This is a genomic window from Frigoribacterium sp. Leaf263 (genome assembly GCF_001422285.1).
Classification (GTDB): Bacteria; Actinomycetota; Actinomycetes; order Actinomycetales; family Microbacteriaceae; genus Frigoribacterium.
The window spans coordinates 47,474-67,994 of the sequence record NZ_LMMO01000001.1 but is presented as its reverse complement, the minus strand read 5'-3'; the positions used below and the strand labels follow the sequence as shown (position 1 = coordinate 67,994).

Sequence of the window (20,521 nt, the reverse complement as noted above, 5' to 3'; positions counted from 1 at the left end):
CCAGCAGCACCCCCGAGCAGCAGAGGAAGCCCATGAGCGACCACGACGACATCCCCCTCGCCTACCTCCCCTCCAAGCCCCGCGACGTCCCCACGGCCGAGGAGCTGCGAGCCCGGATCCCCGGCTGGGGCGCCGATCTCGACCCGGCCGACCGCCCGGCGCACCCGAAGCTGCAGTACGCGCCCGGCGCCTCCGGGGCACACTGGGAGTTCCCCGAACGCCAGCCCGGCAGTCAGGGGCGCGAGCGGTCGATCGAGCACGCCTTCGTGACGCCCGTCTTCGGCACGGCCCAGCCGCTGCACGGCCTGTCGGGCGTCATCCGCCGCTTCGCCTACGACCGCTACAGCGAAGGCCGCCTGGCGCACTGGCTGCTGCTCGTCGCCGGCGACCGCGTCGATTCGACGGGGGCGCACCTGCGGTCGTTCGTCACCGGGCGGCCCGACGACCTGGTGACCGAGACCGGCATCACGGCCGAGGCGAGGAAGGAGGTGCGGGCCGCGTCGCGCGACCGCACCCGCGTCGACCGTCACCACCGCTGGATGGACCCGCTGCTCGTGGCCGGCCCGTGGGTCGTCACGAGCGTCGTCACCGTGCGCCTCGCCGCGAAGCTCGTCCGCGCCCTGCGCTGACGCCCGGCGCGGGATCGGATGCCGAGATCGGGACGATCGACGGGCGCTGACGCGGTCCGTACGGGCGTCAGCTGTGCGTCGTGTTCGCCCGCATCTCGTCGAGGGACATCTCCGGCGCCCCGCCGGCCGCTGCCTCCGCGTCCATCCAGACGAAGTCCCAGTGGTGACCGTCGAGGTCGTCGAAGCTCTTCGAGTACATGAAGCCGTGGTCCTGCTCGCCGGCGGGGGTGGCGCCGGCCGCGAGGGCCTCGTCGTGGATCGCGTCGACCTCCTCCTTGCTCTCGGCGCTGAGGGCGAGCTGGACCTCCGTCGACGTGGTGGCGTCGATGATGGCCTTGCTCGTGAACTCCGCGAAGAACCCGCGGGTGAGCAGCATCGCGGTGATCGTATCGCTGATGACGACGCTCACGGCGTTCTCGTCGCTGAACCCCTCGTTGATCGAGTAGCCGAGCGCCTCGAAGAAGGCCCGCGACCGGGGCAGGTCGGCGACGGCCAGGTTGACGAAGATCGTGGTGGGCATCGGGGCCGCCTCTCGGAGGGTGCCGGCGGCCGGTCGCCGTCGATCGCTTCTGCATGATGGCGACGACCAGCGCCTGCGTCAAGGACTCGTGACCGGCCGGGCGACGGGCCCGGGATGCGCTGATCCGCCCTCGAGCCCGGGGTTGAACCCGAGTGATGCTCGACGTACGGTGAAAGGGCCGATGACAGCGAGGGAGCGATCATGGACGAGAACGCGGACCAGCAGAAGGGCCGGCTGCGGTTGCACCGCCCGACGTTCCGGGGGTCGTCGGTCGGCTGGGGCATAGCCGCGGTGTTCTGGCTCTCGTTCGCGGTCCAGGATCTCGTCGGGATCGTGCAGGGCGGAGGCGCATCCGTCGGCGGCGGTCTGCTGCTGGCCGCCACGGCGGCCCTGGGTGTGGTCTGCGTCATCGGAACGGTCGCGACGATCCGGCATCCCCGGAAGGGACCACCCGCCACGGACCGCTGAGACCGGGAGGCGCTTCGGCAGGTTAGGCCGACGGGCCCGCCGCGTTCCGCGTCAGCGCCGCGATCACCTCGCCCATGACCTGGCCCGGCGAGACCTCGCCCGTCGCGGGCGAGTCGAACGCCGAGCCGAGGGCGACATCGATCAGGAGGCGCGCGAGGGTGTCCGACGACAGCCCCGTCACCGGCACCGTGCCTCCGGCGAAGACCTGGTCGATCAGCCCGCGCAGCTTCTCGAGCACCGCGCGGCGCTGCTCGACGAAGACCGCCATGACGCGCTCGTCGGCGAGCGCCTGCGATCGGAACTCCGACATGAGGGCGAAGTCCTCGGCGGTGCCCGGGCCATACGGCTCGAACGCGCGGCGGACCGCGTCGGGCAGCGAGGTCAGCTCGGTGCCGGGCAGCATCATGTCGTCGAGGGCCCGGAGCGCCCCCTCGGTCTCGCGGCGCAGCAGCTCGACGACGAGGTCGCCCTTCGACGAGAAGTTCGAGTAGACGGCGCCCTTGCTGAAGCCGGCCTCGCGGGCCACCTGGTCGAGCGTGGTGGTGTGCACTCCGCCGGTGGAGAACAGCCGTGCGGCGGCGACGAGCAGCCGTTCGCGGACTTCGGCCTTGGGCGGCCGCGTGCCCGGGGCGTCGTCGTTGCTCACCATGCCTCCGACCCTAGGGGAAACGACCGGGCGAGGCAGCCCACTCGCACCGGCACGTCCGTCCGTCTACTCGAGCTCGTCGAGGGCGGCGTAGAGCGACGTGATCTCGCCGATGCGGGTGCGCCCGGCGCGCGGGTGCTCGGCGAGGACGGCCGAGGCCAGCAGCGCCGCGAGACTCATCGCCGCGGCGTAGCTGTCGAACGGCGACTCGCTGTCGACGGGGCACTCGAGTCGCAGCACCCCGGTCGCCCGGGCCGTCACGTCGCCGATCAGCACGACGGGGACGCCCTGCTCGACCAGCGCGCCGAGCAGGCCCGCGAACCCCGCCGGGCGGCGGCGGAATCCGACGAGCACCACCACGTCGCGCTCGCTCAGCCCGGCGAGCTCTTCGCCGACGGACTGCCCGGGCTGCGGCGCCAGTCGCACGTCGTCGCGCGCCTGCACGAGCTGCTGCCGCAGGTGCGACGCGACCGGATAGCTGTTGCGGAACCCCGCGACGACGACGCGCCGCGCGCCGGCGATCAGGCTCGCGGCCTGCTCGAGTCGGCCGTCGGCGAGTCCGTCGAGCATGCGCTGCAGGTTGCGGTGCTCGGCGGCCGCGTGGCGGACGAGATCCGAGGAGGCGCCGGCCGGCCCGACGGGGACGCCGCGGCTCCGCGACGCCCTCGCCTGGTCGCGGACCTCCTGCGCGTCGGTGAACCCGAGGCGCCGGAACAGCCGCGAGACGGTCGCCTTCGACACCCCGCTGTGCTCGGCGATCTCGGTCGCGGTGTAGACCGCGAGATCGTCGAGGTGATCGAGGATGAAGTCCGCCGCCCGCTGCTCGCGCGGACTGAGAGCGCCGTAGCCGGAGTCGATGCGGTCGCGGATGCCCTCGGGAGCGGGCGCGGCGGGATCGACGCGACCCGCGCCTCCGTCGTCGCTCACGCGGCGCCGACGGAGGACGGTGCGGGCCCGGCCAGCTCGCGGACGGTCGCCTCGAACGCGTCGAGCGCGACGGCGACGTCGGCCGCATCGACGATCTCGTCGGGGTGGTGGCTGATGCCGCCGTTGCCGCAGCGGACGAAGAGCATGGCCCAGTCGGTCAGGGCGTCGATCGCCATGGCGTCGTGCCCCGCCTTCGAGAAGAGGGTGAGCGGTTCGACGTCACCCGTCGAGACGATGCCCCCGCGGACGGCCTCGGCGAGCCGGGGGGAGGCCACGACGGCGGGCGCCGAGTGGGTCTCGTGAGCGGTGAAGACGAGCCCCCGCTCGGCGCAGGTCGTGGCCGCGGCGGCTTCGATGGCGGCCCAGACCTCGTCGCGCCGGTCGTCGTGCTCGGCCCGCAGGTCGAGGCTGAACTCGACCAGCCCGGGGATCACGTTGACCCCGCCGGGGAACGCCTCGAGACGCCCGACGGTGGCGATGCACCCGGCCTCGCGGGCGATCCGCTCGACGGCGAGTACCACCTCGGCGGCGCCGGCGAGCGCGTCGTGCCGTCGGTGGAACGGCACCCCTCCGGCGTGACCGGCGACGCCCTCCATCGTCAGCTCGAAGCGGCGCGCCCCCGCGATCGACGACACGACGGCGAGCGCCCGGTCGGCCTCCTCGAGGTAGGGCCCCTGCTCGATGTGCGTCTCGAGGTACCCGATGACGGAGTCCCGAGGAGGCGCGGCGTCGCCCACGGCCTCGGGGTCGAGCCCGAAGGCGACGAACGCGTCGCGCAGACTCACGCCCTCCGCGTCGAGCAGGCCCCACCAGTCGGCGTCCCACGTGCCGGCGACCGCCCGGGATCCGAGCAGGGCCGTGCCGAAGCGCGTGCCCTCCTCGTCGCCGAACGCGATGACCTCGACGGCGAACGGCAGGCGCACCCCCTCGACGTTCAGACGCTCGACGACCGCGATCGCCAGCAGCACGCCGAGCATGCCGTCGTAGCGGCCCGCGTCGGGCACCGTGTCGAGGTGCGAGCCGAGGAGCAGCGCGGGCGCCCCGGGCTCCGCGCCCTCGTAGCGGCCCCGCTGGTTGCCGGCGGCGTCGAGCCACGTCGTCATGCCGGCCTGCTGCATCCAGCCCGCGGCGAGCTCGTTGACCCGGGCGTGCTCGGGGCTGAGGTAGACGCGGGTGAGGCCGGTGCCGCTCGACGAGACGGCGGCGAGCACGTCGCAGCGCTCGAGCACGGTCAGCGCGTCGGGGCTCACGCCGCGCCTCCTGCGCCGCCTGTCGTCGCGGCCGCCGCGCGGTCGGCGTCGATGTAGACGTCGTAGGCGGCACCCACCCCGCCGCCCGTCGTGACGGGGGCGCCGGCGCGCCGCAGCACGGCCTCGAGGGCGGACAGCGTCGTGAGCACGGTGTCGCGGCGGGCGTTGTAGCCCATCGTGCCGATGCGCCACACCTTGCCATGCAGCGGACCGAACGAGGTGCCGATCTCGATGCCGAAGTCGGTCAGCATCGCGCCGCGCACGGCGTCGCCGTCGACCCCGTCGGGGATCACGACGGCGACGACGTTGTTCATCTTGTGCGCGAGGTCGCCGAAGACCTCGAGCCCGAGGCCCTGCACCCCGGCGAGCATGGCCGAGCCGTGCAGCGCATGCCGGGCGATCGTGCGGTCGAGACCCTCGTCGACCACCAGTCGGGCGCACTCCCGGGCGCCGTAGAGCATGGTCGTCGCCTCGGTGTGGTGGTTCAGTCGCTGCGGGCCCCAGTAGTCGAAGATCATCGCGAGGTCGAAGTAGTTCGAGGCGATGCGACGGCTGCTCGTGACGTCGCCCTCGCCGCGGATGCCGGCCTCGACCGACGTCCGGGCGCGGATCGCCTCGACCGCTCGCGGCGAGAACGTGGCGGGGGCCGACCCGGAGGGGCCGCCGAGGCACTTCTGCAGCCCGGCGGTGACGGCGTCGAGGCCGAGCTCGTCGGTGGCGAACGCGTTGCCGGTGATCGACGCGGTGACGTCGGTGTAGAACAGCACGCCGTGCTCGGCGCAGACCTCGCCGAGACCCTCGAGCGGCTGGGCGACGGTGGTCGAGGTGTCGCCGTGCACGACGGCGAGCAGCGAGGGCCTGACCCGCTCGATCGCGGCGGTGATCTGCTCGAGCGTGAAGACCTGGCCCCACGGCGCCTCGATCGTGTGCGCCTCGGCTCCGCACCGCTCGGCGATCTCGCGCAGGAGGTGCCCGAAGCGCCCGAAGACCGGCACCAGCACGCGGTCGCCCGGCTCGATCAGCGACACCAGCGCGGCCTCGATGCCGGCGCGCGACGTGCCGTCGACGAGGACCGTCTGCTCGTTGGCCGTCTGGAAGACCTCGCGGTAGAGGGCCTGGGTCTCGTCCATGTAGGCGGTCATCGCCGGGTCGTACTGACCGACGAGCTGCGCGGACATGGCGCGCAGCACGCGCGGGTCGGCGTTGATCGGGCCGGGGCCCATCAACAGACGAGCGGGGGGATCGATCTGCTGGAAGACGCGTTTCACCCTGGAGATGATACGCAACCCGTGTTTCAGGCACGTGAACTGCCCGGGCCGTGCAGTGCGGCGCTGGGCGGCGGGTGCGGCTCGGCGGGCCGGACGCCCGGTCGGCGCGCCGGACGCCCGGCTCGGGTCGGGGGCGGTGCCAGTAGACTCCGGTGTGCCTTTTCGTGCGGAGTGGACAGCCCGAGGTGTCGCCTACGCGGCCGAGACCCATGAGGGGTATCTGCTGTGGGGCTCCGCGCCCGCCCGATCGACCGGGCCGCTGTCGATGACCCGGGTCGAACCCGCGGGGTTTGAGGTGCTGTCGCGGGTCACGGATCGCCAGGAGACCACCATCACGGCGCTGGTGCGGGGCAAGAGGGTCACGGTCGTCATCCCGCGCGCGGTCGTCGCCCAGCTCGAGCTGGCCTGGGCGCAGGTGAACGGCGTCCCGGCCGAGCGTCGCGACGGCGCTCTGTCGTAGCCGTCGACCTCGGGACGCCGTGATGTCGGGCGGTCGGCGTCCGGCCGGTCCGTTCCTAGAATGACTCATGCCCACGATCCGCATCGAGAGCCCGCAGTCCGACGACGTCATCGCCCTGCTGCGCCAGGGCGACGAGTTCGCCCTCTCGCTCTACCCGGCCGAGAGCTACTACGGACTCGATCTCGCAGCCCTCGAGGCCGACGACGTCTCGCTCTTCGTCGCTCGCGAGGACGGCGCCGCGAGGGGGACGGCGGCCCTCGTCGACCGCGGCGACGGTTCGGCCGAGATCAAGAGGATGTTCGTCACCGACGCCGCCCGGGGGCTCGGCATCGGGCGGCGCCTCCTGGAGGCGCTCGAGGCGCACGCACGGGCCTCCGGCATCACCACGGTGCAGCTCGAGACCGGGCTGCCTCAGGTCGCGGCGATCGCGCTGTACGAGAAGCTCGGCTACGAGCAGATCCCCCGCTTCGGGACGTACGCGGACGACCCGACGAGCTACTGCATGGAGAAGCACCTCTGAGACCCGGAGCGGAGCGGCCCGTGGTCGCCTGCTGAACAGGTCGACGACGACGACGTCGCCGCCGGTCGGGCGCGACGGCGAGCACCTCGGGCATGGAACTCACGCCGCCCCCTGACGCCGACGCCTTGACAAAGTTCTTGAGTGCACTCAGTATTGAGCTCAGTCGGATACGGCGCGCCCGCGGCGTCCTCGGCACCACCCGCCTCAGTTCATCAGGAGATCCCCTCATGCGAGCCTTCGCCTTCGACGCCTACAAGCAGCCCCTGCACGAGGTCGACGTCCCCGAGCCGACCTTCGGCGACCACGACGTCCTGATCGACGTCGCAGCCGCCGGCCTCAACCACCTCGACGCGAAGATCCGCGAGGGCGAGTTCACGCTGATCCTCCCCTACAAGGCGCCCCTCGTCCTCGGCCACGACGTCGCCGGGACGGTCATCGAGGTCGGCGGCTCCGTCCGCAGCCTGAAGCCCGGCGACGAGGTCTTCGCCCGACCCCGTGATCCCCGCATCGGCACCTTCGCCGAGCGGATCGCCGTCGACGAAGCCGACGTCGCCCTCGCCCCGACCACGATCAGCACCGTCGAGGCCGCGTCCCTCCCCCTCGTCGCCCTGACCGCCTGGCAGGCCCTCGTCGAGCGCGGGAACGTCGGGCCCGGCCAGAAGGTGCTGATCCACGCGGGCGCCGGCGGCGTCGGCACGATCGCGATCCAGCTCGCGAAGCACCTCGGAGCGCACGTCGCGACCACCGCCTCCTCGGCGAACTCCGACTTCCTCCGCGATCTCGGCGCCGACGTCGTCATCGACTACCGGACCCAGGACTTCGAGGAGGAGCTCACCGGCTACGACCTCGTCCTCGACAGCCTCGGCGGCGAGAACCTCGCGAAATCGCTGCGGGTGCTCCGCCCCGGCGGTCTCGCGATCGGCATCCAGGGACCACCCACCCCCGCCTTCGCGAAGGCCGCCGGGCTGAACCCGGTCCTGCGCCTGGCGATCGCCGGGCTCAGCCGCACGGTGCGGGCCCGGGCGAAGAAGCTCGGCGTCTCGTACGAGTTCCTCTTCATGCGCGCCGACGGCGGTCAGCTGGCCGAGATCGCAGCACTCGTCGACGCTGGAGTCATCCGACCGGTCGTCGGCGCCACCCACCCGTTCGCCGAGACCGCGACAGCACTCGACGCCCTCGGGAAGACCCGCATCCGCGGCAAGGCCGTCGTCACCCTCCCGTAGCACGCACCACCACGGACGCGCGTCACCGGCAGGAGGAGCCGAGCTGACACCCGGTGCAGGATCAGCCGACCGCCTCGGGCACGGCGTCGGAGACCCCCTTGAGATCGCCTCGCTCGAGGCGCGAGTAGTACTCGACGCTGACACCCGCGAGCATCGCCACCTCGGCCCGTCGCAGGCCGGGCACGCGACGCCCCGGGCCGCCGGGCAGCTCGACCTGCTCCGGAGTCACACGGGCGCGACTCGTCGTGAGGAAGTCCCGCACCTCGCTCCTGTTGTCCATGACGACGACCGTACGACCCGCGGGCCGTCTTCGGGATGCACGGTCAGTGCACCCCTCTCCATCCCACCTCGCCGACACCCGGTCCGGCGGCCGGCGATCAGCTGATCGACCGGACAGGGTCGAGCACCTCCGCCCGCGGTCAGGCCGAGTCTCGGACGACCAGTCGTACCGGACCGGCGACGACGCCCGGTGACGGTGCGCCGCCGATGGCGTCGACGAGGTGCTGAGCGGCGGCGCGGCCGAGCTCCTCGAGCGACATGTCGATGCTCGTCAGGGGCGGTCGCGACTCGCGGACCAGCAGATCCCAGTTGTCGAAGCCGACCACGGAGATGTCCTCGGGAACCCGCACGCCCTCGTCGCGGAGGGCGTCGATGGCGCCCCGGGCGATGTGGTCGCTGCCTCCGATGATCGCGTCGACCGGCTCGCCGCCCCGGACCAGGAGGCGCGCGCAGTCGCGACCCCAGCCCTCGCCCCACTGCCCGAAGAGAGCGGTGCCGCCGACCATCTTTAGCCCCGCCGCCGTCAGAGCCTGCTGGACACCCGCCGCGCGATCACGAGCGGCGGCGTACGAGGCCTCGCCGTTGATCAGGGCGATGCGGGTCCGACCCTTCTCGATCAGATGCTCCGCCGCCAGTCGTCCGGCCTGCACGTTGTCCGGAGTGAACGACGCGTCCTTCGGGTCGCTCGACGGGGCGTAGACGTAGACGACGGGGACGTCAGCGAGCAGAGGGACGGGCGGGCGCGGATTCGTCGTCCGACCGACGATGAGCAGCCCGTCGACTCGGCGCGTGAGGAGCGTCTGCAGGTGGAGCTGCTCGCGGAGCGCGTCGTCCCGGGCGTCGGCGAGCAGCACCGAGAGCGAACCCGAGCCGAAGGCGTCCTCGGCGCCGAGCAGCACCGGGAGCACGAAGCGGTTGTCGAGGTCGCTCGTGACCATCCCGATCGTGCCCGTCCGCGCCGAGTTCAGCGCCTGGGCGAAGAAGTTGGGGGTGAACGAGAGAGCCGCAGCAGCCTCCTGCACCCTGACGCGGGTCGATTCGCGCACCTGGGCCCGGCCGTTCAGCGCCTTGGACGCCGTGGCGACCGAGACTCCGGCAGCTCGTGCCACATCAGCCAGCGTGACGGGCGACGCCATCGCCTTGCCCTCTCCTGCAGTGGTCATGTACCGAAATTAGTTCACTTGGGCATTGACGGGCAACTGCGTGCCGTGTAACTTCACTCCCGAAACCAGTTTCGGTCTCGTTGCTCTCGACGATGAGCGCCCTGTGCTGCACCTGCCGGGCCCTCTGATGGAGCACCCGCAGCAGTTCAGAGAGGAACCTCCTGTGATCTCGTTCATCCGCAGCAAGCGCACCGCCGTGGCGATGGTCGGCCTGGCCGCCGCCACCCTGGCCCTGACCGGCTGCGCCGGCGGGGCAGGCGGCGGCTCGTCCGACGCCGCCTCCGGCACCTACACGTTCTGGGACCCGTACCCCCAGTTCGACGACACCAGCGACTGGGCGAAGCTCATCGAGAAGTGCGGCACGGAAGCGGGCGTGACGGTCGAGCGCACCGGCTACGACACCTCCGACCTCACCAGCAAGGCCCTGCTCGCGGGACAGCAGGGCAACTCGCCCGATCTGCTCCTCGTCGACAACCCGGTCGTCTCGACCCTCGCCGAAGCGGGCCTGCTCACCGACACCGACGAGACGGGCGCCGACACCTCGACGATCGAGGCGAACATCCTGGCCGCAGGCCAGCTCGACGGGAAGACCTACGGCGTCCCCATCGGCGCCAACACGCTCGCGCTGTACTACAACAAGACCGTCCTCGACGCCGCCGGGGTCGACCCCGCGTCGATCACCGACTGGGACAGCCTCATCTCCGCCCTCGAGGCGGTCTCCGCCTCCGGAGGCAAGGGGATCACGTTCTCGGGCATCGGAACCGAGGAGGGCAGCTTCCAGTTCCTGCCCTGGTACTGGGGCTCCGGCGCCGATCTCACCGAACTCGACTCGGACGACGCCGTCTCGGCTCTGACCCTCTGGACCGACTGGGTCGAGAAGGGCTACGCCCCGAACTCGGTGATCAACAACACGCAGACCACGAGCTGGCAGGAGTTCCTCACCGGCGAGTACGCGTTCAGCGAGAACGGCACCTGGCAGCTCGCGGGCGTGAAGGAGTCCGGCATCGACTACGGCATCATCTCGATCCCGTCGAAGGACGGCGGCGCGGCCCCCGCCCCCACCGGTGGCGAGTTCCTGACCGTCCCCGTGCAGAGCGACGACGCCCGGTACGAGGTGAGCGAGAAGATCCAGTCGTGCCTCACGAGCACCGACAACCTCGTCGCCACGGACACGACCCTGTCGTACGTCGCCCCCACGAAGGACGCTCAGACCGAGCAGGTCGCGACCGACCCCGATCTCGAGCCGTGGGTCACCGCGGTCGCCGATGCCAAGGGCCGCACGAGCGACGACCTGGGCACGGACTACCCGAAGATCTCGGAGCAGCTCTGGAAGGCCGTGCAGAACAGCCTCAGCGGGTCATCCGACCCCGCGGACGCCCTGAAGGAGGCGCAGCAGGCCGCCGCGTCCGCCACCGAGTGACCGCACCGACACCCACTTGACCACCCACCGCACCGGACGACGCCCGACGACGAGGAGCAGCACCATGAGCATCGACACGATGGAACGTCGCGAGGCACCGCCCGGGGGGAGGCCGGACCCGGACCCCGGCCTCCCCGGCGCCGGGCCCCGGCGCCGACGCGGACCAGGCGCCTCCCAGCTCACCGCCTGGGCGTTCCTCGCCCCCGTCGTCACCTACCTCGCCGTCTTCTACGTCTGGCCGCTCGTCCGGAACGTCGACCTCTCGACGCACGACTACACGGTCCGGTCGTTCATCGACGGCACGGCCCCCTTCATCGGCCTCGAGAACTTCGCCGACGTGTTCGCCAGCCCGACCTTCGGCCCGGCCCTGATGAACACCCTCCTCTTCACGGGTGTCTCGATCGCGTTCCAGTTCACGATCGGCATGGCCCTCGCCGTGTTCTTCTTCCAGAGGTTCCCGCTCTCCTCGACTCTCAGGGCGCTGTTCCTCGTCCCGTGGCTGCTGCCGCTGATCGTCAGCGCATCGACCTGGTCGTGGATGCTCAACAGCGAGAGCGGCGTCGTCAACTCGGTCATCCGCACCCTCGGAGGCGACCAGGTCAACTGGCTGACCTCTCCGCAGTGGGCGCTGACGAGCGTCATCATCGCCAACATCTGGATCGGGATCCCGTTCAACCTGGTCATCCTCTACAGCGGCCTGCAGAACATCCCCGGCGACATCTACGAGGCGGCCGCGCTCGACGGGGCGAACGCCTGGCAGGTCTTCCGGCGCATCACGTTCCCGCTGCTGCGCCCGGTCTCCGCCATCACCATCCTGCTCGGACTCGTCTACACGCTGAAGGTGTTCGACATCATCTGGATCATGACCCGCGGCGGGCCCGGGGACGCCTCGACCACCTTCGCCATCTGGTCGTACCAGCTGGGCTTCGGCTCCACCCTCCCCTCCTTCGGCCCCGCCGCCGCGGTCGGCAACCTGCTGATCGTCATGGCCCTGGTCTGCGGGTTCGTCTACCTGCGCGTGCAGAGGAAGCAGGACCGGTCATGAGCGCCACCATCCGGCCGGCCGCCGCCCCGACCTCCGCCGCCCGCCGCGCCTCCTCGGGTCGTGCCGGACGCCGCAGCCTCGCCACCACCCTGATCGGCGTCGTGCTGACCGCGATCATGCTGTTCCCGATCTACTGGATGATCAACGTCTCGCTGACGCCCACCGCGCAGATGCGGCAGAGTCCGCCGTCGTGGTTCCCCTCCGCGCCGACCCTCGACGGCTACCGGGCCGTCGTCGCCGAGCAGCTGCCCTACCTCGGCACCAGCCTGCTGGTGGGCCTCGGCACCGTCGTCGTGACGGTGGCCCTCTCGGCACCGGCCGCGTACTCGCTCGCGAAGCTCCGACCGGTCGGAGGAGGCGCGCTGAGCTTCGTGATGATCGTCGCGCAGATGATCCCCCAGGTGATCATGGCCATGGGCTTCTACGCGATCTACCTCAACCTGGGGATCCTCAACCAGTGGTGGGGACTCGTCATCGCCGACTCGACCCTGGCGGTGCCCTTCGGCGTGCTCATCTTCACGGCCTTCATGCGGGGCATCCCCGACGAGCTGATGAGCGCCGCGAAGCTCGACGGCGCCGGGGCGTGGCGCACCTTCCGGTCCATCGTCCTGCCCGTGAGCCGCAACTCGGCCGTGACCGTCGGGCTCTTCGCGTTCCTGTGGGCCTGGTCGGACTTCGTGTTCTCGTCGACCCTGAACAGCGGCGGCGACGCGCAGACGATCACCCTCGGCATCTACCGGTACATCGGCAACAACAACCAGGAGTGGAACTCGATCATGGCGACCGCCGTCGTCGCGTCGATCCCCGCCACCGTCCTGCTCGTCGTCGCCCAGCGCTACGTCGCCGCCGGCGTCACCGCCGGAGCCGTCAAGGACTGACACCGGCGCCGAGAGCGCCAGCATCTCCTCCCCCGCTCGTCTCCCCTCCCTCACCACTCGGAGAACTCACGTGACCACCACTGCTCCCGCCACCCGCACCTCCTCGTCAGCCGTCGCCGGCGCCCGCCGGTTCGCGGGAACCGTCTCGCCGTCCTCCTCGACGCTGACCCCGCTCGACGCGACCGAGATCCGCCTCACCGACGGCTTCTGGGCCGAGAAGCAGGCCCTTAACGCCGACGTCGTGCTGCGCCACTGCGAGGACTGGATGGAGCGCATCGGCTGGACGGGCAACTTCGACCGTGCCGCGGCCGGCCTCGGCGATCCCGGCACCCCCTGGGAGCACTCCGGGATCGAGTTCGTCGATTCGGAGGTCTACAAGCTCCTCGAGGGCATGGCCTGGGAGCTCGGACGCGAGCGCGAACCGGCCCTGCAGGCCCGCTACGACGCCCTCGTCGACCGGGTGGCCGCAGCGCAGGAGGACGACGGCTACCTGCACACGAGCTTCGGCCGTGCCTGGCAGCGCCCACGGTGGAGCGACCTCGAGTGGGGCCACGAGCTGTACTCGATGGGCCACCTGCTGCAGGCCGTGGTCGCCGCCGAGCGCACCGGCGCCTCGCCCCGCCTGGTCGAGGTCGGTCGCCGTCTCGCCGAGCACCTGTGGTCCGTCTTCGGCCCTGAGGGCAGGGTCGCGATCTGCGGGCACCCGGAGGTGGAGGTCGCCCTGGCCGAGCTCGGCCGCGCCCTCGACGAACCGCGCTGGGTCGAGCTCGCCCGCCTCTTCGTCGAGCGGCGAGGGCACGGGCTGCTCGGCCAGATCGAGTACGGCTCCGAGTACTTCCAGGACGACGTGCCGGTGCGCGACGCCGACGTGCTGCGCGGTCACGCGGTCCGGGCCCTCTACCTCGCGGCGGGCGCTCTCGACGTCGCGGTCGAGACCCGGGACGACGAGCTCGCCGATGCGGTCCGTCGACAGTGGGAGGCGACCGTCGCGGCCCGCACGTACGTCACGGGCGGCATGGGCTCCCACCACCAGGACGAGGCCTTCGGCGCCGACCACGAGCTGCCGCCCGACCGCGCCTACTCCGAGACCTGCGCGGGCATCGCCTCGACGATGCTCTCTTGGCGGCTGCTGCTCGCCGATGGCGACGCCCGGTACGCCGACCTGATCGAGCGGACCCTGCTGAACGTGGTTCTCGCCTCGCCGCGCGAGGACGGGCGCGCGTTCTTCTACACGAACACGCTCCACCAGAGGACCGAGGGCGTCGAGCCCGACGAGGACGAGCTGAACGCCCGCGCCCTGTCCAGCCTGCGCGCGCCCTGGTTCGAGGTGTCGTGCTGCCCCACGAACGTGGCCCGCACGCTGGCCAGCGTCGAGCAGTTCTTCGCCACTCGCACGGCCGACGGGGTGCAGCTGCACCAGTACGGCAGCTACGACGTCGACACCGTGCTCGACGACGGCACGCCCGTGGCGCTGTCGGTCACGAGCGGATACCCCCTCGACGGGCGAGTCGCGGTGACGTGGCGCGGCGACGTCGACCGCGAGGTGGAGCTCGCTCTCCGTGTCCCCTCCTGGGCCGACGGTTCCGCGGTGACGGTGGCACTGCCCGGCGAGGAGGCCGGAGAGGCCCAGGGGCCGACGATCGTCGTCCGCCGCCGCTTCTCGGCGGGCGACGTCGTCGTGCTCGATCTGCCGACCCCTGCCGAGTGGGTCCGACCGGATGCTCGCATCGACGCCGCGCGCGGCCAGGTCGCCGTTCAGAGAGGACCCCTCGTGCTCGCGCTCGAGTCGACCGACCTGCCCTCCGGCACCGTGAACGACGTGCTCGTCGACACGACCGTCGACCCGGTCACGACGCCGGCCGGTGCCCGGGTCGAGCTTTCGCGCAGCCGCACGCCTGCCGGCGGATGGCCCTACGGCCGCTCCACCGCGACCGCCGATTCTCTGGGCAGCGTGGAGCTCGTGCCCTACGCCACGTGGGGCAACCGCGGCCCGTCGACGATGCGGGTCTGGCTCCCGGTGGACGACCTCGAGGCCTAGACCGAGAGGGGACGACGGCGGGCCATCCGGCTACGCGGTCTCGGGGAAGTACCCGCCGGCCGCACCGCGGACGGCGCTGTCGATCAGCTCCTGGGCACGCTCCGGGGACATGGTGATCACGGGCGCGGACAGCAGCCACGCGAGCAGCTCGTCGAAGGGCAGCTTCTCCGTCGGCCAGGCCGGCATGTACGGGTCGCAGTAGATCGGCGTGCCGGGCTCGAAGCGCCAGCTGTCCGCCAGCCTGCCGGTGTCGAGTGTGTCATACCCGAGGGTGCTGACGACCTCGGCTGCTCGGGCCTTGGCCTCGGCGTCCTCACCCGCGATCGGCAGGGTGCTGCGTTCGGGGTCGCCCACAGGCCGTGCACCGTTGCCGAGGCTCGCGAAGGTGATGGCGTTGAAGACCTTGACGACGTGCGAGTCGGCGAGGTGCGCCTGGACGAGCTCGCTGGCCGTCGACTCGTTCGAGTCGAGGGCCGCGATCCGGCCGTCGCGCTGCGGGTAGTAGTTCGTCGTGTCGAGGACGATCTTGCCGGCCAGGGCTTCAGCGGGCAGGTCGGTCGCGGCGGCCAGCGGGATCGCCGTGATCACGATGTCGGCCTCGCGGGCCACGTCGACGACGGTCGCCGCCCGGGCACGCGGACCGAGCTCGGAGACGAGTCCGGTCAGGCTCTCCGGCCCGCGGGAGTTGCTGATGACGATGTCGAGGCCGGCTGCGATCGCGAGGCGAGCGAGGGTGCTGCCGATCGCACCGGAGCCGATGATGCCGAGGGGTGCTGCCATGGTCGTGCCTTTCGTGAAGAGCGAAGAAGGGATGGGAGAGAAGGAGGGGCGGGGTGGGTCAGGAGTCGTGCGAGAGCGACTCGGACAGGGCCCGGTTCGCCTCGATCTGCTGCTGCACGAGGGCCTGCTTCTGCTCGATGCCGCCGATGGCGTCGGCGCCGGCGACGAAGCGCGCCGGCAGTGCGTCACCGTCCGAGAGCTGGACGAGAGCGTCGGCGAGCTTGGCGGGGTCGCCGCCCTGCTGCCCGTTCATGCCGCGGAAGGCGGCTTGGGTCTGGGCGGTGCCTTCGGCGTAGTCAGCGATCTCGATCTCGGGCCAGAGCGTCGACGAACCCTCGACGAGCAGCTCGGTGCGGAAGAAGCCGGGAACGACAGTCATCGACGAGATGCCGAACGGTTCGAGCTCGGGGGCGAGCGACTCCGCCCAGCCCTCGAGTGCGAACTTCGACGCGGCGTAGGCGGATGTGAACGCGCCACCGACGAAGGCCGCCGTCGAGGTGACGGTGATGATCTGCCCCGAGCGCTGTTCACGCAGCAGGGGCAGCACGGCCCGGGTGACGTTCAAGGGGCCGAAGAAGTTCGTCTCCATCTGAGCACGGATCTGCTCGGGGGTCAGCGTCTCGAAGAACCCGGCGTAGAAGTTGCCGGCGTTGTTCACGAGCACATCGATGCGACCGAAGCGCTCCACGGTCGCGACCACGGCGGCGTCGGAGGCGGCCGGGTCGGTGATGTCGAGGGAGAGGGTCAGGAGGTCGTCGTGGGCGCCGACGGCGGCCTCGACCTTGGCGGCGTCGCGACCCGTCGCGACGACGGAGTGTCCTGCGGCGAGAGCGGCGCGGGCGATGTCGGTGCCGAGCCCGCGGCTCGCACCGGTGACGAACCAGACGTTCTTGTCAGCCATGATGATGTCCTTCTTGTCGAGCGGGCCGTGATGATTCCGGTCCGCGGTGGCGATGTCCCCAGTCAACGACACCACCCGTGACCGAGACAGACCCGCCCTACACGGTCCCTGCGAGAACCCCCCTGCCACCCCGGGGGACGCCTACATTCGGTGCATGGAACAGCCACACGACATCCGCGACTTCCTCACGTCGCGGCGCGCACGTCTCACGCCCCAGCAGGTCGGCCTGCCCGACTTCGGCGGACGTCGCCGCGTGGCAGGCCTCCGCCGTGAGGAGGTCGCACTGTTGGCGGGCATGAGCGCCGAGTACTACGTGCGCTTCGAGCGCGGCAACGCCTCGGGTGTCTCCGAGGGGATCATCGATGGCGTCAGCCGAGCCCTCCGCCTCGACGACACCGAGCGGGCGCACCTGCACGACCTGGTCCGGGCGGCCAACGACGGCGTCCGACCCGTGAGGAGGCGCGCTCCAGCACGTCCACGCGCGGTCGCGCCGTCCGTACAGCAACTGCTCGACGCCCTGACCGGCGTCCCTGCCCTGGTGCAGGACGGCCGCCTCGATGTGCTCGGAACCAACGCGATGGCCAGGGCCCTCTTCGACCAGATGTTCGACGACGCCGAGCGGACGCCGAACTTCGCCCGCTACCTCTTCCTCGACCCCCGGAGCACCGGCTTCTACCGTGACTGGGATGAATCGGCCGACCAGCTCGTCGCCCTGCTGCGCGTCGAGACCGGCAGGGCGCCCTTCGATCGCGAGCTCAGCGACCTCGTCGGCGAGCTCTCGACGCGAAGCGACGCGTTCCGCGCCCTCTGGGGCTCACATGACGTCCGAGAGCACCGCACGGGGATGAAGCGCCTCCACCACGACACCCTCGGGGATGTCGAGCTGGACTACCAGGCACTCGACGTCACCGGCGGACCCGGTCTGCAACTCGTCGCTTTCACCGCCGAACCGGCCTCCGCGTCGGCGACTGCCCTGCAGCTGCTGGGCAACCTCATCGCCACCGCCACGACGTCGCAGCCCCCACGACCCTGACGCGGACGAAGACGCAGAAGCGGGTGCGGCCCGCCCGGACGATGGTCATGGCGGGCCGCACGCGAGGGTCGTGACGAGACCGGCTCAGAAGAGTTCCTGAATCGCCTGCTCGCTCGAGTCGACGTAGCGGTCGCGCTGCTTCACCCCGAATGGTCCGTACGGGTAGTCGTTCGGGGTCGGCTCACTCACCGCGTCCAGCTTCGCCGTGGCCTCGACCGGGAGTTCGAGGTCAGCGGCGGCGATGTTCTCCTCCAACTGCGCCAAGGTCCTCGACCCGACGATCGGCGCCGTCACGCCGGGACGGGCGGTGACCCAGCTGAGCGCGACCTGGTTCGGTGTCGCCCCGATCTCTGAGGCGATCTCCTTGACGGCGTCGAGGGTGGCCCAGTTCTGATCCGTGCGCGCGAGGTCCCCGAAGATGTGGTCGTTCATGGGGTTGTCCGCGCCCGCGCGAGTCCCGTCGAGCTTGAGGACGTCACGGGTGTATTTGCCGGTGAGGAAACCGCCGGCGGAGGGCGACCAGGGCAGGAGGCCGATGCCGGAATGCAGTGCGGCAGGTACGATCTCGAACTCGATCTCCCGTGACACCAGGCTGTACTGCGGCTGCAGGGTGACGGGCAGCTGCAGCCCCATGGCCTTCGCCGTGGAGAGCACGAGTTGCAGCTGCCAGCCGGTGAAGTTCGACAGGCCGATGTAGTGGATCCTGCCGGCGTGAACAGCATCGTCGAGGAACGACAAGGTCTCCTCCACGGGGGTCAACGGGTCGAAACCGTGAAGCTGGTACAGATCGATGGTGTCGAGGCCGAGACGGCGCAGGGACCCCCCGAGCGCACGATCGAGGTTCCGGCGCGAGAGGCCCGCATCGTTCATGTCGGGCCCGAAACCGAATCGTCCCTTGGTGGCGAGCACGACCCGGTCGGTGACGTCGCCGGGCCGATTCGTGAACCATCGACCGAGCAGCTCTTCCGACGCACCCCCGCCGTAGACGTTCGCGGTGTCGATGAGGTTGCCTCCTGCCTCGACGAATCGATCGAGGATGGCGAAGGCCTCGGCCTCGTCGGTCTCGGTGCCGAAGCCCATCGTGCCGAGGGCGATGTTCGAGACGCTGGTGCCGGTGCTGCCGAGCATGCGGTACTTCATGGAATGTGTCCTCCTGTCGGTGTGGCGGGATGGGATGAGGTCAGGCCTGGTCGGTGGGCATGATCCAGAGCTCGCCGATCGACGTGTGACGAGGTCGGGTGACCATGTAGGCGATGCCGTCGGCGATGTCTTCAGAAAGCAGCTTCTGCTTGCCCTCGGGGAACGCTGCGATGCCCGCCGCTATCTCATCCGTGTTGTGCGAGACGAGCTCGGTGTCGACGGCGCCGGGCTCGAGCACGCCCACACGGACGTGGCTCTGGGTGATCTCCTGGCGAAGAGCCTCGGTGAAACCGTTGACGCCGAATTTCGTCATGGCGTAGACGCCGTAGCCGCCCCAGGCCTCGCGGCCCGCGATGGACGAGATGTTCACGATGTCAGCGACGCCGCGAACGTCATCGCCGGCCGACTTCGTCAGGTACGGCAAGGCGGCTTTGGTCAGGTAGAGAAGCCCCTTCTGGTTGATGGCGATCATGCGCTCGAAGTCGTCGACGTCAGCGTCCGCGAACGGGCCGAGGATCATCAGACCGGCGTTGTTGACGAGGATGTCCAGGCGTCCGAAGCGCTCGACGGTCTTCTGGACGGCCGCTTCCGCCTGTTCGCGGTCGGAGACGTCGGTCGCGACCGCCAGAGCGGTCCCGCCAGCGGCCTCGATCTCGCTCACAAGGGAGTCGAGGCGGTCCTGACGGCGCGCCACGAGGGCGATGGAGGCGCCCCGTTCGGCGAGGGACAACGCGGTGGCGTGACCGATACCGCTGCTGGCACCCGTGACGATCGCGACGGTGCCGGTGAGTGTCTTGCTCAATGTGTTCCTCTCCTGTCGTCGCGTACCTCGCGACGGATTCGACGGTAGGCATCGGCGGCTTCGGGAGAGGGGCCCGCGTGAGACCCCCCTAGAAAGGCATGCTGCACGGCGTGCGACGCTCCGAGGGGGTCATCAAGAGGACCCCTTTGTCAGTCGTGCCTCGTCGTAGGTTCGACTCATGGACAGAGAGCACGACGACATCGGGGGCTTCCTCACCTCCCGACGAGCACGGTTGTCCCCCGCGGACGCCGGGCTGCCGGACTTCGGCGGTCGCCGACGTGTGCCCGGTCTCCGACGCGAGGAAGTCGCCCTGCTGGCAGGGGTGAGCCCGGAGTACTACCGCAAGCTCGAGCGAGGGACCGCCCTGGGCGTCTCCGATTCGGTCCTCGACGGCATCATCCGCGCTCTGCAACTCGACGAGACGGAGTCCGCCCACCTGCTGGACCTCGTCCGGATCGCCAACGCCGGCACGCATCCCATGAAGAAGCGGCTGGCACCGCGGCGAGACCAGCTCCGTCCCGGCGTGCAGCAGATGCTCGCCGCGATGACGACCGTCCCGGTGTTCGTTCAGAACGGGCGCCTCGACGCCGTCGGCACGAACCCCCTCGGACGTGCCCTCTTCTCCGAGCTCTTCCGCGGCCAGGGCAGCCCCGTCAATGCGGCCCGGTTCGTCTTCCTCGACGCCCGATCACAGGACTTCTACCGAGACTGGGACGGTAACGCCCGGCAGATCGTCGCCGTCCTCCGACGCGAAGCGGGACGGTCGCCCTACGACCGCGAGTTGAGCGACCTCGTCGGCGAGCTGTCCACCCGCAGCGATCTGTTCCGTCGGCTCTGGGCCTCCCACGACGTCCGCGAGCACCGCACGGGCACGAAGAACGTGCACCACCCCGTCGTCGGCGACCTGTCCCTCTCATTCGAGACGATGGACCTCGCCTCCGAGCGTGGCCTGCAGATGCTCGTCTTCACCGCCGAGCCCGGCTCCCCCTCCGCCGACGGCCTCCAGCTACTCGCCAACCTGAACCAACCGCAGGCCTCGGGCGCGACCGCCCAGGCCACGCCGCAGCAGAGGTGATGCCCTCGGCAGCGGATGACTTCCCCGCCGACGCGATCGACTCCGCTGCGTCCTCT

General features: G+C 70.8%; 21 protein-coding genes and 1 pseudogene. 11 read left to right on the top strand and 11 right to left on the bottom strand.

Annotated elements, in window-relative coordinates; translation table 11 throughout:
• Positions 1-32 precede the first annotated feature (32 nt).
• Positions 33-629, top strand: a complete 597-nt coding sequence (locus tag ASF17_RS00320) for a hypothetical protein (RefSeq protein ID WP_200913395.1) — start codon at positions 33-35, stop codon at positions 627-629.
• 67 nt (positions 630-696) lie between these two features.
• Here the strand turns inward: ASF17_RS00320 and ASF17_RS00315 are convergent, their stop codons facing one another.
• Positions 697-1,149, bottom strand: coding sequence for a VOC family protein (locus tag ASF17_RS00315; protein ID WP_055794160.1), 453 nt, complete (start codon positions 1,147-1,149; stop codon positions 697-699).
• Between the two features lie 201 nt (positions 1,150-1,350).
• On the opposite strand from ASF17_RS00315, the gene ASF17_RS00310 reads away from it, so the two are divergent.
• On the top strand, positions 1,351-1,617 hold the full coding sequence (locus ASF17_RS00310) for a hypothetical protein (RefSeq protein WP_055794159.1): 267 nt from the start codon (positions 1,351-1,353) through the stop codon (positions 1,615-1,617).
• Positions 1,618-1,639: 22 nt separating this feature from the next.
• On the opposite strand, the gene ASF17_RS00305 is transcribed toward ASF17_RS00310, so the two are convergent.
• The 4 genes from ASF17_RS00305 to ASF17_RS00290 form a co-directional block, all read right to left on the bottom strand.
• Positions 1,640-2,266 (bottom strand): TetR/AcrR family transcriptional regulator, encoded by a 627-nt coding sequence (locus ASF17_RS00305; RefSeq protein WP_055794157.1) that lies wholly within the window; start codon positions 2,264-2,266, stop codon positions 1,640-1,642.
• Positions 2,267-2,329: 63 nt separating this feature from the next.
• Positions 2,330-3,190, bottom strand: a complete 861-nt coding sequence (locus tag ASF17_RS00300) for a MurR/RpiR family transcriptional regulator (protein WP_235476268.1) — start codon at positions 3,188-3,190, stop codon at positions 2,330-2,332.
• Complete coding sequence (locus tag ASF17_RS00295) at positions 3,187-4,440, bottom strand: allantoate amidohydrolase (RefSeq protein WP_055794155.1); 1,254 nt, start codon at positions 4,438-4,440, stop codon at positions 3,187-3,189. Before ASF17_RS00295 ends, ASF17_RS00300 begins: the two co-directional genes overlap by 4 nt.
• Complete coding sequence (locus ASF17_RS00290; RefSeq protein ID WP_082474935.1) at positions 4,437-5,663, bottom strand: pyridoxal-phosphate-dependent aminotransferase family protein; 1,227 nt, start codon at positions 5,661-5,663, stop codon at positions 4,437-4,439. The genes ASF17_RS00295 and ASF17_RS00290 overlap by 4 nt, the downstream gene beginning before the upstream one ends.
• A 199-nt stretch (positions 5,664-5,862) precedes the next feature.
• Here ASF17_RS00290 and ASF17_RS15430 point away from each other — a divergent pair, with 199 nt between their 5' ends.
• From ASF17_RS15430 to ASF17_RS00275, 3 genes are all read left to right on the top strand, one after another.
• Positions 5,863-6,168 (top strand): hypothetical protein, encoded by a 306-nt coding sequence (locus tag ASF17_RS15430; protein ID WP_156357235.1) that lies wholly within the window; start codon positions 5,863-5,865, stop codon positions 6,166-6,168.
• A gap of 67 nt (positions 6,169-6,235) precedes the next feature.
• On the top strand, positions 6,236-6,688 hold the full coding sequence (locus ASF17_RS00280) for a GNAT family N-acetyltransferase (protein WP_055794149.1): 453 nt from the start codon (positions 6,236-6,238) through the stop codon (positions 6,686-6,688).
• Positions 6,689-6,915: 227 nt separating this feature from the next.
• Positions 6,916-7,911 (top strand): NADP-dependent oxidoreductase, encoded by a 996-nt coding sequence (locus tag ASF17_RS00275; protein ID WP_055794146.1) that lies wholly within the window; start codon positions 6,916-6,918, stop codon positions 7,909-7,911.
• A 67-nt stretch (positions 7,912-7,978) separates the two neighbouring features.
• Here ASF17_RS00275 and ASF17_RS00270 read toward each other — a convergent pair.
• Together ASF17_RS00270 and ASF17_RS00265 are read right to left on the bottom strand one after the other, a co-directional pair.
• Positions 7,979-8,191: pseudogene (locus ASF17_RS00270) on the bottom strand (helix-turn-helix domain-containing protein); the annotation flags it as partial.
• Positions 8,192-8,330: 139 nt separating this feature from the next.
• Complete coding sequence (locus ASF17_RS00265; RefSeq protein WP_055794141.1) at positions 8,331-9,353, bottom strand: LacI family DNA-binding transcriptional regulator; 1,023 nt, start codon at positions 9,351-9,353, stop codon at positions 8,331-8,333.
• Positions 9,354-9,516: 163 nt separating this feature from the next.
• Between ASF17_RS00265 and ASF17_RS00260 the strand changes: the two genes are divergently transcribed.
• The 4 genes from ASF17_RS00260 (at position 9,517) to ASF17_RS00245 (ending at position 14,734) form a co-directional block, all read left to right on the top strand.
• Complete coding sequence (locus tag ASF17_RS00260; RefSeq protein ID WP_055794139.1) at positions 9,517-10,773, top strand: sugar ABC transporter substrate-binding protein; 1,257 nt, start codon at positions 9,517-9,519, stop codon at positions 10,771-10,773.
• A gap of 64 nt (positions 10,774-10,837) precedes the next feature.
• Positions 10,838-11,818, top strand: coding sequence for a carbohydrate ABC transporter permease (locus ASF17_RS00255; protein ID WP_055794137.1), 981 nt, complete (start codon positions 10,838-10,840; stop codon positions 11,816-11,818).
• 116 nt (positions 11,819-11,934) lie between these two features.
• Positions 11,935-12,696: a carbohydrate ABC transporter permease gene (locus ASF17_RS00250; protein WP_055795442.1), complete on the top strand. Its 762-nt coding sequence runs from the start codon at positions 11,935-11,937 to the stop codon at positions 12,694-12,696.
• 70 nt (positions 12,697-12,766) lie between these two features.
• Positions 12,767-14,734 (top strand): glycoside hydrolase family 127 protein, encoded by a 1,968-nt coding sequence (locus tag ASF17_RS00245; RefSeq protein ID WP_055794134.1) that lies wholly within the window; start codon positions 12,767-12,769, stop codon positions 14,732-14,734.
• Between the two features lie 30 nt (positions 14,735-14,764).
• On the opposite strand, the gene ASF17_RS00240 is transcribed toward ASF17_RS00245, so the two are convergent.
• Positions 14,765-15,514, bottom strand: a complete 750-nt coding sequence (locus ASF17_RS00240) for an NADPH-dependent F420 reductase (RefSeq protein WP_055794132.1) — start codon at positions 15,512-15,514, stop codon at positions 14,765-14,767.
• A 58-nt stretch (positions 15,515-15,572) separates the two neighbouring features.
• The gene (locus ASF17_RS00235; RefSeq protein WP_055795440.1) at positions 15,573-16,415 is read right to left on the bottom strand and encodes an SDR family oxidoreductase; all 843 of its coding nucleotides are present in this window, start codon (positions 16,413-16,415) and stop codon (positions 15,573-15,575) included.
• 154 nt (positions 16,416-16,569) lie between these two features.
• Between ASF17_RS00235 and ASF17_RS00230 the strand changes: the two genes are divergently transcribed.
• On the top strand, positions 16,570-17,448 hold the full coding sequence (locus tag ASF17_RS00230) for a helix-turn-helix transcriptional regulator (protein WP_055794130.1): 879 nt from the start codon (positions 16,570-16,572) through the stop codon (positions 17,446-17,448).
• An 84-nt stretch (positions 17,449-17,532) separates the two neighbouring features.
• Here the strand turns inward: ASF17_RS00230 and ASF17_RS00225 are convergent, their stop codons facing one another.
• Both ASF17_RS00225 and ASF17_RS00220 read right to left on the bottom strand, forming a co-directional pair.
• Positions 17,533-18,588, bottom strand: coding sequence for an aldo/keto reductase (locus ASF17_RS00225; RefSeq protein WP_055794128.1), 1,056 nt, complete (start codon positions 18,586-18,588; stop codon positions 17,533-17,535).
• Between the two features lie 40 nt (positions 18,589-18,628).
• A complete protein-coding gene (locus tag ASF17_RS00220) occupies positions 18,629-19,390 on the bottom strand; it encodes an SDR family NAD(P)-dependent oxidoreductase (RefSeq protein WP_055794127.1) in 762 nt (253 codons plus the stop codon).
• A 178-nt stretch (positions 19,391-19,568) separates the two neighbouring features.
• Here ASF17_RS00220 and ASF17_RS00215 point away from each other — a divergent pair, with 178 nt between their 5' ends.
• The gene (locus tag ASF17_RS00215; protein ID WP_055794125.1) at positions 19,569-20,465 is read left to right on the top strand and encodes a helix-turn-helix transcriptional regulator; all 897 of its coding nucleotides are present in this window, start codon (positions 19,569-19,571) and stop codon (positions 20,463-20,465) included.
• The last annotated feature ends 56 nt before the right edge of the window (positions 20,466-20,521 follow it).